This window comes from Geothrix sp. 21YS21S-2, from assembly GCF_030846775.1.
GTDB lineage: Bacteria > Acidobacteriota > Holophagae > Holophagales > Holophagaceae > Mesoterricola.
This window is the reverse complement of sequence record NZ_CP132910.1, coordinates 1882610-1895342: the sequence shown is the minus strand read 5'-3', so window position 1 is coordinate 1895342 and position 12733 is coordinate 1882610. Positions and strand designations below refer to the sequence as shown.

Annotated in this window: 10 protein-coding genes; 5 read left to right on the top strand and 5 right to left on the bottom strand. The window is 72.7% G+C overall.

From position 1 onward, the window contains the following. Positions 1 to 25: 25 nt before the first annotated feature. From RAH40_RS08545 to RAH40_RS08530, 4 genes are read right to left on the bottom strand one after another with little or no spacing between them, the layout of a single operon-like run. On the bottom strand, positions 26 to 1078 hold the full coding sequence (locus tag RAH40_RS08545) for a lipocalin-like domain-containing protein (protein ID WP_306601674.1): 1053 nt from the start codon (positions 1076 to 1078) through the stop codon (positions 26 to 28). After that, the gene (locus RAH40_RS08540; RefSeq protein WP_306601673.1) at positions 1075 to 3570 is read right to left on the bottom strand and encodes an FtsX-like permease family protein; all 2496 of its coding nucleotides are present in this window, start codon (positions 3568 to 3570) and stop codon (positions 1075 to 1077) included. Before RAH40_RS08540 ends, RAH40_RS08545 begins: the two co-directional genes overlap by 4 nt. Beyond that, positions 3567 to 4235, bottom strand: a complete 669-nt coding sequence (locus RAH40_RS08535; protein ID WP_306601672.1) for an ABC transporter ATP-binding protein — start codon at positions 4233 to 4235, stop codon at positions 3567 to 3569. Before RAH40_RS08535 ends, RAH40_RS08540 begins: the two co-directional genes overlap by 4 nt. A 1-nt stretch (position 4236) precedes the next feature. Then, positions 4237 to 4719 (bottom strand): hypothetical protein, encoded by a 483-nt coding sequence (locus RAH40_RS08530; protein WP_306601671.1) that lies wholly within the window; start codon positions 4717 to 4719, stop codon positions 4237 to 4239. A gap of 74 nt (positions 4720 to 4793) precedes the next feature. Here RAH40_RS08530 and RAH40_RS08525 point away from each other — a divergent pair, with 74 nt between their 5' ends. The 4 genes from RAH40_RS08525 to RAH40_RS08510 all read left to right on the top strand — a co-directional run bounded on the left by RAH40_RS08525 (position 4794) and on the right by RAH40_RS08510 (position 10572). Further along, positions 4794 to 5258, top strand: coding sequence for a (2Fe-2S)-binding protein (locus tag RAH40_RS08525; protein ID WP_306601670.1), 465 nt, complete (start codon positions 4794 to 4796; stop codon positions 5256 to 5258). Then, positions 5255 to 7345 (top strand): molybdopterin cofactor-binding domain-containing protein, encoded by a 2091-nt coding sequence (locus tag RAH40_RS08520; protein WP_306601669.1) that lies wholly within the window; start codon positions 5255 to 5257, stop codon positions 7343 to 7345. The genes RAH40_RS08525 and RAH40_RS08520 overlap by 4 nt, the downstream gene beginning before the upstream one ends. 15 nt (positions 7346 to 7360) lie before the next feature. After that, positions 7361 to 8497: an AmmeMemoRadiSam system protein B gene (gene amrB / locus RAH40_RS08515; RefSeq protein ID WP_306601668.1), complete on the top strand. Its 1137-nt coding sequence runs from the start codon at positions 7361 to 7363 to the stop codon at positions 8495 to 8497. A gap of 110 nt (positions 8498 to 8607) precedes the next feature. Then, the gene (locus tag RAH40_RS08510) at positions 8608 to 10572 is read left to right on the top strand and encodes a PAS domain S-box protein (RefSeq protein WP_306601667.1); all 1965 of its coding nucleotides are present in this window, start codon (positions 8608 to 8610) and stop codon (positions 10570 to 10572) included. Here RAH40_RS08510 and RAH40_RS08505 read toward each other — a convergent pair. After that, on the bottom strand, positions 10562 to 11326 hold the full coding sequence (locus RAH40_RS08505; RefSeq protein WP_306601666.1) for a S9 family peptidase: 765 nt from the start codon (positions 11324 to 11326) through the stop codon (positions 10562 to 10564). The two genes, RAH40_RS08510 and RAH40_RS08505, sit on opposite strands and share 11 nt — an antisense overlap. A 104-nt stretch (positions 11327 to 11430) precedes the next feature. Between RAH40_RS08505 and RAH40_RS08500 the strand changes: the two genes are divergently transcribed. Further along, positions 11431 to 12723, top strand: a complete 1293-nt coding sequence (locus RAH40_RS08500; RefSeq protein WP_306601665.1) for a 4Fe-4S dicluster domain-containing protein — start codon at positions 11431 to 11433, stop codon at positions 12721 to 12723. Positions 12724 to 12733: the final 10 nt, after the last annotated feature.

Sequence of the window (12733 nt, the reverse complement as noted above, 5' to 3'; positions counted from 1 at the left end):
CTCCCGGGGACACCCGAGATTGTGACTAGAATCGGCCCGCCATGGAATGGGCGTATCCGGTAAGTTCCACGTAGGCGTCGCCGGCCTCCCGGCCCTGGGCGTCCAGCACCCGGCAGGCCCCTTCCCAGTAGGTGATCCGCGGGCCCTGGCGCGTGCGGAGCTCCTGGGCGGGCACCAGGGGCGCCAGGGTCCAGGTCTCGCCGAAGGCCTCCAGGCGCAGGGGGAGCGGATACTCCGCGCCGGATCCGGGGCTCCTCCAGGCGCCGCCCTGGAGGCGGAAGCTCCGGGTGGCGCGCCTGATCCGGCCCGCGGCGTCCACTTCCGACACCAGGGACCAGGGATCCTGGGACCCGTCGGCGCGGCGCAGGCGGTACATCATGAGGCTGCGGCCGTCCCGCAGCTGGATCCCGGCCCAGTCCCAGCCCACCTGGCCGCGGGAGAGCTGGCTGGAGCTGAACTCGTGGTCCATCCAGGAGACCCCGTGGAGGGTCTCGGCCACGGGGCCCTTGAGGCTGCCCCGGGTCGCCAGGCGCGGGAAGGTGACGTAGTGGCTGGCCGCCGCGGGATCGTCCCCCTTGCGCACGATGCCGTTCTCGCCGAAGACCACCGGGGCCTCCGGGGCCTCCAGGTCCAGCTCCAGGTCCGCGTCCCCCACGGAGAAGGCGAGGCGGATGGCGGTCCCCTCCATGCGCGCCGTCCACGACGCGTTGCGCAGGTCCAGGCGGCCCGCGGCCGCGGAGGCGGGGATGCCCTCGCGGTTCAGGCGCTCGTCGAAGCGGAAGGTGCCCCTGCCCACGTCGGTGAGCGCGGCGTGGGCCAGATGGATCTGGTCCGTGCGCCAGGCCGCGCTGCCCCGCCAGGAGCCCGCGGGCAGGGCCTCCCGGAAGAAGGTGAGCTGGTAGCCGTAGCGCCTGGCGCCGTCGGCGCTCCAAAGGTGGCCCGTGAAGTACCACCACTCGGTGGCGAAGGCCGGGTGGGAGCCGTGGTCCCGGGGGAACTGGAAGACGCGGCCGGGGCGGGCCGGCTGGAAGGGCTGGGCGGCGAGAATGGAAGCGAGGAGCAGGGCTGCCAGTTTCACGAGGCGCCCTCCTCGGCCTGGCGGTCGGCGGGAAGCCTCGCGGCCCAGCGCGCCACCGGCATCAGCAGGGCGCCCGCGAAGAGGAGGCAGAGGCCCGAGAGCCCGCCCAGGAAGCCCCAGGGCAGGTGGTACGCCAGGGTCCAGCCGAAGGCCTGGGGGTTGAGCACCTGCACCAGGATCCGGGACAGGAGGAGCCCCAGGCCCAGGCCGCCCAGGCACCCCGCCAGTGCCACCCCGCAGCCCTCCCCCAGCAGCACCAGGGTGATGGCGGCATCCCCGCCGCCCAGGGCCCGCAGGGTCCAGATGTCGCCCCTCCGCGCCAGGGCCAGGCCGGCCAGGGACTGCATCAGGCCCGCCAGGGCCACCGCGAGTCCGATCACCTCCAGGGCGTACGTGATGGCGAAGGTCTGGTGGAAGATGCGCTCCACCTGGGTGCGCAGGGCGAGGTTGGAGCGGATCAGGAGGCCCGGGTGCGCCGCCGCCAGGCGCCGCGCGGCGTCCTCCGCCGGCACCCCCGGCCGCAGGTACAGCGCCAGGCTCGCGGCCCTGTCGTCGCCCACCCAGGCCAGGAAGACGGGGCGGTCCAGGATGAGGCTGCCCCGCTCGTTGCCGTAGTCGCCGTAGACGCCGCGCAGCGTCGCGGCGCGCCCGGGGGCGAGCTGCAGCACGTCCCCCACCCGCACCCCGAAGCGGCGCGAGAACGTCTCGCTGACCACGGCCCCGGGGTCGCCAAGGCCGTCGCGGTGGATGCGGGAGAGCACCTCGGCGCTGGTCCCGCCCTGGATCATGGGCAGGCGGCCCCGGGTGCCCAGCACCTGGAAGTCGCCCGTGGCCAGGCTGGTGATCTGGCCCCGGAACGTGAAGGGCACGGCCTGGTAGCGGTCGACGGCCGCGACGCCGGGATCGGCCTGGAGGGCGGCGGCCTCCTCCGGGGGGATGCGGTGGCGCGAGCCGGCGCCGCCGGAGCCCAGGGGCGCCACATAGATGTCGGCCCGGAGGCTGTCGCCGATCCACCCCTCCACGGTGGCCTCGAAGCTGCGCACCATCACCCCCATGCCCACGGTCATGCCCACGGCCACGGCGAGGGCCGCCGCGGCGAACCCGTGGCGGCCGGTGGGGTTGCCCAGGGGCCGCAGGGCAAGGCGCAGGCCCCAGGAGCGGGTGGCGCGCCCCGGAAGGCCGATGAGGGGCAGCAGGGCCACGGCCGCGAGGCTTCCGCCGAAGAGCACCAGGGCCGAGCCCAGGTAGGCGTGCCAGAGGGTGCCCTGGGCCAGCCTCGGCAGGAAGGCCACGGCGAGGCCTGCGCCCAGGATGCAGAAGCCCGCCAGGGCGAGGGGCTTCCAGCGCATGGGACGGGCGCCAGCCCCGCGCGCCAGGAGCTGCACCGGCGGCGTGGCCGCGGCGCGGCGCGCCGGGACCCACGCCGCCAGGAGGCAGGTGAGCGTCCCCAGCACGAAGGCCGCCGCCGCTTCAGGCGCGCCCAGGGCCGCGGAGCGGGCCGAGGCGGCGCCGTACAGCGCCTCCATGGTCCGCGCCACGAACCGCACCGCCCCCTGGGCCCCGGCCCAGCCCAGGCCGATGCCCAGGAGGCTGCCCAGGCCGCCCAGGATGGCCGCCTCCGCCAGTACGAACCCCAGGATGCGCCCCCGGGGGCAGCCCAGGGCCTGGAGGAGGGCCCAGGTCTCCCGGCGGCGGTTGACCGTGGCGTCGAAAGCCTGGAAGAGCAGGTAGGCCCCCACCGCCAGGGCGATGAGGGAGAGCACCGTGAGGTTCAGGCGGAAGACCCCGCTCATGGCCCGGGCACTGCTGGCGCGCTGCTCCGCGGCCTCCAGGGCCCAGCCCGGGGGCAGGGCCGCGGCGATGCGTTCGGCGGTGGCGCGCCGCCCCGGGAGGAGGCCCAGGTCCAGGCGGTCCAGTTGGCCCGGCCTATGCAGGAGGGCCTGGGCGGCGGGCAGGTCCATCACCAGCAGGTTGCGCTGCACCGGGGGCCGCTCCGGCACTTCGGGAATCCGCCCCGCCACGCGCAGCGTCACGGCCCGCCCGTCCACGAACCCCTCCAGCGTCTTCTCCGGGCCCAGGGCCGCCGACACCAGCACCGACGCGGGATCCAGGAGGCCGCCGTCGCCCCCCGCGCCTCCGCCGCCCAGGCCCACCAGATCCGTGGCAAGTATCTGGAAGGTCTCCACGCCGCCTGGCCCGGTGCGGCAGAAGCTCCCCTCCAGCACCGGCCGGATCCACAGGTCGCTCCGCAGGGACTCCAGGCGCCTCAGGTCGTTCTCGGCCAGGGGCCCGAAGGGGGCCTTCACGGTCCATTCGGCGCCGGTGCCCACGCCCTGGGCGAAGCCTTCGAAGCTGGCCACCGCGGCGCGGTTGGCGAGGCGGATGGCCAGGAACACCGAGACCCCCAGCGACACGGCCAGCACGGCCAGGAAGGCCCGGCCCGCCTCCAGGCGCAGGGGGCGCCACACGAGGCGGGCGTGGAGGCCGTTCACGTCGCGGGGTCCACGATGCGGCCGTCCTTCATGCGGACGACGCGGTGGCACATGGAGGCCGCGGCGTCGGAGTGGGTCACCATGACCAGGGCCGCCCCCTCCCGCTCCGTCAGCGCCGCCAGGAGGTCCAGCACCCGTTCCCCGCTGGCGCTGTCCAGGTTTCCGGTGGGTTCGTCGGCCAGCAGGAGCGCGGGCCTCGCGGCCAGGGCCCGGGCCACGGCCACCCGCTGCATCTCCCCGCCCGACATCTCCCGGGGCCAGGCCGAGGCCCGGTCCCCCAGGCCCACGGCCTCCATGAGTTCGGCCACGCGGGCCTCCAGGGCGGGCCGGGCCCAGCCCAGGAGCTGGAGGGGCAGTTCGACGTTCTCCCGGGCCGTGAGGGTGGGCACCAGGTGGAAGAACTGGAAGACCGTGCCCAGGCACTCCCGGCGGAGCCGCGCCAGCCGCGCCGGGGCGGCAGCGGCGAGGTCCTCGCCCCGGAAGAGGGTGCGGCCCTCGTCGGGGCGGTCCAGGCCGCCCAGGAGGTTCAGGAGGGTGGTCTTGCCGCAGCCGGAGGGGCCCAGCAGGGCCACGCGCTCACCCTTCTCCACGGCCAGGTCCAGGTCCTTGAGCACCCAGCGCGCGTCGTACCGCTTGCCGACCCCCACGGCCTCCAGGAGCGGCATCCTACGGCGCCGCCTTGTAGGTGAGGGCGTAAACCACGGGCTTGGGCAGCTTGGCGCTGGTCACCGTGACCGTCACCGTCATCGCGTGGGTGGCGGGGTCCAGGTGGAAGACGTTGGTGCGCTCCCCGTCCTCGGCCTTGTACCTCTGCACCAGATCGTCCTTGTCGGCGCGGGCGGAAATGAGGAACTCGTCGCCGTCCTCGCGCTTCCAGGGCACCGCGGCGCCGTTGGCGGGCATGCGCTGGGGGGCGCGCACGTCGTAGGTGATGACGAACTCCCCGGGGGTGCGCTCGAGGCGGATGGCCTGGTAGACGGGGTTGGTCTTCTTGAGGCGGGACCTGGCGATGGGCCGGGTCACGAAGTTCATGGGGGCGGTGGCGGCCTCGATGACGGCGGGGACGTCCGGGGCGCTGGCCAGGGTCCAGTGGCCCAGGGGGGCCTGGGCCGCGAGGGGGAGGGCGAGGAGGAAAGGCAGGGCTTTCACGGGTGGGCCTCCGGTGGTCAGCTTTCCACCATACACGCCTTGCGCCGGGAGGATAATGGGGTTGCGGAGGTCCCATGCCGATCTCATTCAATCTCAACGGAAAGAAGGTCTCCGTGGACGCCGCCGGATCCCGGATGCTGGCCTACGTGCTGCGCGGCGACCTGGGGCTCACCGGGACCAAGGTGGGCTGCGGCGCGGGCATCTGCGGCGCGTGCACGGTGCTGGTGGACGGCGAGGCGGCGCGGTCCTGCTCCACGCCCCTGGAGGCCGTGGCGGGCAGGGAGGTGACCACCATCGAGGGCCTGGAGCGCTCCGGCGCCCTCCACGCCGTGCAGGAGGCCTTCCTGGCCCACACCGCCTTCCAGTGCGGGTTCTGCACCCCTGGCATGATCCTCAACGCCTGCGCCCTGCTCCGGAAGAACCCCAGGCCGACCCGCGAACAGATCGCCCAGGCCATGGAGGGCAACCTGTGCCGCTGCGGGACCCACGGGAGGATCCTGGACGCCGTCCAGGACGCCGCGAAGGGAGGTGCGCGATGAAGCGCCGGGACTTCCTCAGGACGGCGGGGGCCGCCGGGATCTTCGTGTCGTTCCCGGTCTTCGGCCAGGAGCCGGAGAAGATCCCCGCCAAGCTCCCGGGCTATCCCGCCGACTTCAACGCCTACCTCAGGATCGGCCCGGACGGGCGCGTGGGCTGCTTCGTGGGCAAGGTCGAGATGGGGCAGGGCAACATGACCAGCCTGGCCCAGCTGGCCGCGGAGGAGCTGGACGTTCCCGTGGACCGCGTGGACATGACCATGGGCGACACGGACCTCTGCCCCTGGGACATCGGGACCTTCGGATCGCTGAGCATCTGGCAGTTCGGGCCCGTGCTGCGCGCGGCGGCGGCCGAGGCCCGGGCCGTGCTGGTGCAGCTGGCCTCGGAGCGCCTGGGCGAACCCGCGGAGCGGCTTCATGTGGAGGACGGCGTGGTGTCGGTGGCGGGCTACCCCTCCCGGAAGGCCACGTACGGCCAGCTGGTGGAGGGCAGGAAGATCGAGCGCCACGTGCAGGGCGCCCCGGTCAAGCCGGCCTCCGCGTTCAAGGTCGTGGGCAAGGACGCAAAGCGCCTCGACGGTCTCCGGAAGGTGACGGGCGCGGCCAAGTACGCCGCGGACTTCGCGCTGCCGGGAATGCTCCACGCCTGCGTCCTCCGGCCTCCCGCGCACGGAGCGAAGCTGGCCTCGGCGGACACCTCCGCGGCCGAAAGGCTGCCCGGAGTCCGGGTGATCCGGGACGGGGACCTGGTGGCGGTGCTCCACGCCCACCCCGACCTGGCCCGGGAGGCCCTTGCCCTCGTGAAGGCGAGGTACCTTCCCTCGCCCTCCACCCTGGACGACGCCAACATCTACGACCATCTGTCCAAGGCCGCGCCGGCCCCCAAGGGCGTGGGCGCCAAGGGCTCCCTGGAGGCCGGGGAGGCCGCCGCGACCCGGAAGCTCGAGGCCGTCTACCGCCACGCCTACGGCGCCCACGCGGCCATCGAGCCCCATGCCGCCGTGGCGAAGTGGGAGGGGGGCCGCCTGACGGTGTGGGCCTCGACCCAGGCCCCCTTCATCGTGAAGTCGCAGGTGGCCCAGGCCCTGGGCCTGGCGGCCCGGGACGTGCACATCGCCGCCCCCTTCGTGGGCGGCGGCTTCGGCGGCAAGACCGAGGGCCCCCAGGCCGTGGAGGCCGCGCGCCTGGCCCGGGCCGCGGGCTGCCCCGTGCAGGTGGCCTGGGACCGCAGGGAGGAGTTCTTCCTGGACACCTTCCGCCCCGCCGCCGTGGTGACGGTGCGTTCCGGCCTGGACAAGGCCGGGCGCATCCCCTTCTGGGACCACCTCGTCGTCGGCGCCGGGGACGGGGAATCCCCCACCTTCTATGACATCCCCCACCAGCGGATCCGCGCCGCGGGCAGCTGGTACGGGGGCAACCCCGCGGGGCTCCACCCCTTCGCCGTCGGGGCCTGGCGCGCGCCCGCCTCCAACACCAACGTCTTCGCCCGGGAGTCCCACATGGACGCCCTGGCCGCCCTGGCCAAGGCCGATCCGGTGGAGTTCCGGCTGAGGCACATCAAGGACCCGCGCATCGCCGCCGCCCTCAAGGCGGCCGCGGAGGCCTTCGGCTGGAAGACGGCCCCCGCCCCGAGCGGCCGGGGCTTCGGCGTGGCCTGCGCCATCCACCGCAACACCGTGGTGGCCGCCATGGCCGAGGTGGCCGTGGACCGGAAGACCGGGGCCGTGACCGTCAGGCGGGTGACCGTGGCCCAGGACATGGGCGTGGTGGTGAACCCCACCGGGGCGCGCCAGCAGGTGGAGGGCTGCGTGACCATGGGCCTGGGCTACGCCCTCCACGAGGAGGTGCGTTTCCGCAACGGGGAGGTGCTGGACGTGAACCTCGACACCTACCACGTGCCCCGCTTCTCCGACGTGCCCCCCGTGGAGACGGTGCTCATCCCCAACCCGCGGCTGGTCGCCCAGGGCGGGGGCGAGCCGGCCATCATCGTCATGGGCGCGCTCATCGCCAACGCCGTCCACGACGCCACCGGCGTTCGCCTCCGGCAGCTGCCCATGACCCCGGAGCGGGTGAGGAAGGCGCTAGGATAGGTCCGGAGAAACCCCATGCGAACCTCCCAGACGCTCTGCGCGGCCTTCGCCGCCGCGGTCCTTTCGGCCCAGGCGGCACCGACCCCGGCGGCTCCCGCGGCCCCGCCCACCCTGGCGGAGACCCGCAGGGCCATGGGCATCCCCTCCTCCGGAGACCTGCGCGGCCAGCAGGATGCCGTGGGCTTCGCCTCCCGGGCCGACCAGATGGCCAAGGTGTGGGAGCTTTCGGCCACCCCTCCGGCGCCCGAGCTCCTGGGCCCCAGGCCCGCCCCCGGCGTGGCGGGGGTCATCTGCCCTCACGACGACTACCTGTACGCGGGCCGGGTCTACCGGGAAGTCCTGCCGCTGGTGAAGGCCCGCACCGTGGTGCTGGTCGGCGTGTTCCACAAGTACCGGCGCTACGGCGCTACGGACGTCATGGCCATCGACCCCTACCGGGCCTGGCGTTCCCCCGACGGGGAGATCCGCGTGTCCCCCCTGCGGGACGAGGTGGTGGCGGCCCTCCCCCCCGGCGACGTCGCGCGGGACGCCGCCTGGTCCGACAGCGAGCACTCCCTGGAAGCCATCGCCTACTGGCTCAGGCACCAGGACCCCGCCGTGGAGATCCTTCCCGTGATCCTTCCCTCGGCCTCCTTCGGGCGGCTGGAGGCCATGGCCGGCGAATTCGGGCGGGCCCTGGCCGCGGGCATGAAAAAGCGCGGCTGGATCCTGGGCAGGGATGTGGCCGTCGTCATCTCCTCGGACGGCATCCACTACGGCGCCGACTTCCGCTACACCCCCTACGGCGAGGGCGGCGCCGGCCCCTTCCAGAAGGCCATGGACCGCGACCGGCAGCTCCTGCGGGGCCCCCTGGCGGGGCCCGTCAGCGCCGCCAAGGCCCGGGATTTCTTCGAGGCGATGGTGGACCCGGCCCGTCCCGACACCTACCGGATGCCCTGGTGCGGGCGGTTCTCGGTGCCGTTCGGGCTGATGGCCCTGGAGGCCGCGTCCTGCGGGCTGGGCCTCGGGGTCCCCGCGGGGATGCCCGTCGCCTTCGGCGCCTCGGTGGACGCGCCCGAGCTGCCCGTGAAGGCCCTGGGCATGGGAGCGACGGCGCCGGCGAACCTCTACCACTTCGTAAGCTATCCGGCCGTAGCGTATGTGAACGATTGACCGCTTTGCCGGAATTTCTTCCGGCCCATCCTGACCGCCGGCGGAGCCAAAGGCGGATATGATCACTTCACTTCCCCCCCCGCCCCAGCAATTCCCGAGACCCGTGGACCATGGACCCCCTCCAGCCGCCAGACGTCCCATCCCAGGTTCCGCCGCCTTCCGGCGCCGGGCCGGAGCTGCCCCGGGACGCACTCCTGGATTCCCTCCGCGAGAGCGAGTTCTTCTTCAGGGAGTCCCAGCGGGCCGCCAAGATCGGGTCCTACAAGATGGACATCCAGAAGGGCACATGGCTGTCCTCGGAAGTGCTGGATTCGATCTTCGGGATCGGCCCGGACTACCCCCGGACCGTCGAGGGTTGGCTGGAAATCGTGCACCCCGCCGACAAGGAGATTATGAACCGCCACCTGGCGGAGGACGTGATCGGCCAGCGACAGCCCTTCTCCAGGGAGTACCGGGTGATCCGGAAGAGCGACGGGGAGGTGCGCTGGCTCAACGGCCTGGGCGAGGTGACCTTCGCCGCGGACGGCACGCCCCTCACGATGATCGGGACCATCCAGGACGTCACGGAACGCAGGCTCGCCGAGGAGGCGCTGGCCGAGGCTCACGAGTTCAACGAGCAGATCATCCGCAGCACGCAGGAGGGGATCATCGTCTACGGCCTCGACCTGGCCTACCAGGTCTTCAACCCGTTCATGGAACGGATCTCCGGCGTGCCCGCGGCCGAGGTCATCGGCAGGCACCCCTGGGAGGTGTTCCCCTGGCTGGAGGAAGCGGGGGTGCTCCCGAGGCTGGAGGCGGCCCTGCGGGGCGAATCCGTGGACGCGGTGGAGTTCCCCTACCGCACGGCCGCGGGATCCGGGTGGGCCTCGGACAGCAGCAGCGCCCTCCGGAACGCCCAGGGAAGGATCATCGGGGTGATCGGCATGGTCCGCGACATCACCGAGGCCCGGCGCGCCGAGGAAGAACGGCGGACCCTGAACGCCCAGCTGCAGCACGCCCAGAAGATGGAGAGCCTGGGCAGCCTGGCGGGCGGCGTGGCCCACGATCTCAACAACGTGCTGGGCGCCATCCTGGGCATGGCCACGGCCCACCTGGAGCTGCAGCCCCCGGACTCCCCGGCCCACCGGGCCTTCGCGACCATCACCAAGGCCGCCCAGCGGGGGGGGAAGACCCTCAAGAGCCTCCTCAACTTCGCGCGCCAGAATCCCGCCGAGGAGCGCGAACTGGACCTGAACGCCCTCCTGCGGGAGGAGGTCCATCTCCTCGAGCGCACCACCCTGGCCCGGGTGCGGCTTGAACTGGAACTGGAGGCGGGCCTGCCTGCGATCATGGGCGACCCCGGCGCCCTGACCCACGTCTTCATGAACCTCTGCGTGAACGCGGTGGACGCCATGCCGGAGGGGGGCACCCTCACCCTCCGCACCCGGCGGGAGGGGGCGGGCTGGGTCCAGGCCTCGGTGGAGGATTCGGGCTGCGGCATGCCCCCGGACGTTCTGGAACGGGCCATGGATCCCTTCTTCACCACCAAGGCCCTGGGCAAGGGCACCGGGCTCGGGCTCTCCATGGTCTACAGCACCATAAAGGCCCACCAGGGGCGCATGGAGATCCGGAGCGAGCCGGGCCGCGGCACGTGGGTGGGCCTGTGGTTCCCCGTGCGCAGCGGCGAGGCGCGGACCCAGGACGTTCCGGCTTCGCTCCCCAAGGCCCCCGGCCGGGCCCTGAGCGTGCTCGTGGTGGACGACGACGAGCTGATCCGGGAGACGCTGCAGGCGGTCCTGGAAGCGCTGGGGCACAGCCCGACCCTGGCCTTCCGGGGGGAGGAGGCCCTGGCGATGCTGGAAGCCGGGTTCAGGCCGGATGCGGTGATCCTGGACGTGAACATGCCCGGCCTGGGCGGGAAGGGCACCCTCCCGGCCCTGCGCGCCCTGTGCCCCGGCCTGCCGGTGCTGCTGGCCACGGGGCGGGCCGATCAGGCCTCCCTGGACCTGGCCAAGGCGCACGCCGGGGTCGCCATGCTGCCCAAGCCCTTCGGCAAGCGGGAGCTGCAGGAGCTCCTGGTGAAGGTCACAAGCTAGCCAGCGTCGCCTCCATGGCCCTCCGCAGGGCCGCGGGGGGTTCGGCCTGGAACGGGTGCGTGGAGCCGAAGGTATGGTCGGCGCCCTCCACGACCACCAGGCGCGCCCCGGCCTTCTCGAGGCGGCGGGCATGGGCCAGGGGCACGGCGGGGTCTGCGCTGCCGTGGATGGCCGTGGCCCTGCCGCCTCCGGCCACGAAGCGCGCCAGGGCGGCCTCCACGTCCAGCTCCTTCCGGTGGGCCTCCCAGTCCTCCAGGAGGGCCGCCCCCAGGCGCATGACCTGGCCGGTGCGGGCGTTGCGCGCCTCCACGAAGCCGTCCCGGCGCCAGGCCTCCTCCTGGCCGCGGAACCCGTGGAGGTCCTCCAGCCCCGCCAGGGACGCCCAGGTCACGACGCTGGACACCCCCTCCGAGGCGAGCAGCGCGATGGCGCCGCCGCGGCTGTGGCCCAGGAGGGAGACGCGCTCCGTGCCGGGGAGGTCCCCGGCGGCGCGGACCGCCGCGCGCAGCTCCCCCACCTCCCGGGTGAAGGTGTTGGCCTGGAAGCGCTCCAGCTCGGTGAAGGCCTGGGGATCCCCGCCGATGCCGTTGTGGCTGAAATTGAACCGGAGGCACGAGACGCCTGCCTTGGCGAAACGTTCCGCCACCCAGGGCCAGCAGCCCCAGTCCATGAACCCCTTGAAGCCGTGCGCGAGGACCACCACGTGGCCCGGGGCCGCTGCGCGGGTGAGCGCGGCCGTCAGTCGAAAATCCACGCCAGGAAATGTAAATGATTCTATTTTCATGTGGTTCCCCTTGGCTGCATTGACCCCGGGGCGAACCTGCCCCATGCTCTGATCATCCCACCCGCAGGCCCGCCATGTCCCACCTGACCCTCAAGGAAAGCTACACGACCCTCTCGGAACGTCTCAACCGGTTCCCCCAGGGCGCTCCCCCGGGGGACCTGCTCTTCCGGATCCTGGAGGTGCTCTTCACGCCGGAGGAGGCCGGACTGGTGGCGCTCCTGCCCATCAGGCCCTTCACGGCCGAGGCCGCGGGGAAGGTGTGGAAGAAGCCGGTCCTGGAAGCGAGGAAGACCCTGGAGGCGCTGGCCTCGCGGGGCATGCTCCTGGACATGGAGATCCGGGGGGAGCAGCTGTTCGTGCTGCCTCCGCCCATGGCGGGCTTTTTCGAGTTCTCCATGATGCGGGTGGGCAACGGCTACGACCAGAAGCTCCTGGCGGAGCTCTTCCACCAGTACCTGAACGTGGAGGAGGACTTCGTCAAGGCCCTCTTCGCGGGCGGGGAGACCCAGCTGGGGCGGGTCTTCGTGAACGAGAGGGCCCTGCCGGACCGCCAGCTGCAGGTTCTCGACTACGAGAGGGCCGGCGAGGTGATCCGCACCGCCACCCACATGGGCGTGGGCACCTGCTACTGCCGGCACAAGATGGAGCACCTCGGCAGGGCGTGCAAGGCGCCCATGGACATCTGCATGACCTTCAGCACCACGGCCCAGAGCCTCATCAAGCACGGCATCGCGCGCAGGGTGGACGCGAGCGAGGGCCTGGACCTCCTGGACCAGGCCCGGGACCACAACCTGGTTCAGTTCGGCGAGAACGTCCGGGAGCGGGTGGCCTTCATCTGCAACTGCTGCGGCTGCTGCTGCGAGGCGATGCTCGCGGCCAAGCGGTTCGCCAACCTCAACCCGGTGGCCACCACCAACTTCCTGCCCCGGGTGGCCCAGGAGGCCTGCGACGGGTGCGGCAAGTGCGTGGCGGCGTGCCCGGTGGAGGCCATGGGCCTGGTGTCCGCGGGCGACCCCGCGAGGCCCCGGCGCATGAAGGCGCGCCTGGACGCGGACCTGTGCCTGGGGTGCGGGGTCTGCGTGCGCACCTGCGCCAAGGGCTCCCTGGTGCTCGAGCCCCGCGCGGCCCGGGTGATCACGCCGGTCACCACGGCCCACCGCGCCGTGCTCATGGCCATCGAACGGGGCAAACTTCAGAATCTCATCTTCGACAACCAGGCCCATTGGAACCATCGCGCCATGGCTGCCATCCTGGGGGTGATCCTGAGGCTGCCGCCCATCAGGCAGGTCATGGCCAGCCGGCAGATGAAGTCCAGGTACCTCGACCGCCTCCTGGCGACCGGCACGCCCGTCCACAGGGAACATTGAGAGGTGAAGA

What these genes read in the sequence shown, in the direction of transcription:
- RAH40_RS08535 (WP_306601672.1), bottom strand. Translation starts at nt 4,235, where the DNA reads ATGCCGCTCCTGGAGGCCGTGGGGGTCGGCAAGCGGTACGACGCGCGC.
- RAH40_RS08525 (WP_306601670.1), top strand. Translation starts at nt 4,794, where the DNA reads ATGCCGATCTCATTCAATCTCAACGGAAAGAAGGTCTCCGTGGACGCC.
- RAH40_RS08520 (WP_306601669.1), top strand. Translation starts at nt 5,255, where the DNA reads ATGAAGCGCCGGGACTTCCTCAGGACGGCGGGGGCCGCCGGGATCTTC.
- amrB (WP_306601668.1), top strand. Translation starts at nt 7,361, where the DNA reads ATGCGAACCTCCCAGACGCTCTGCGCGGCCTTCGCCGCCGCGGTCCTT.
- RAH40_RS08510 (WP_306601667.1), top strand. Translation starts at nt 8,608, where the DNA reads ATGGACCCCCTCCAGCCGCCAGACGTCCCATCCCAGGTTCCGCCGCCT.
- RAH40_RS08500 (WP_306601665.1), top strand. Translation starts at nt 11,431, where the DNA reads ATGTCCCACCTGACCCTCAAGGAAAGCTACACGACCCTCTCGGAACGT.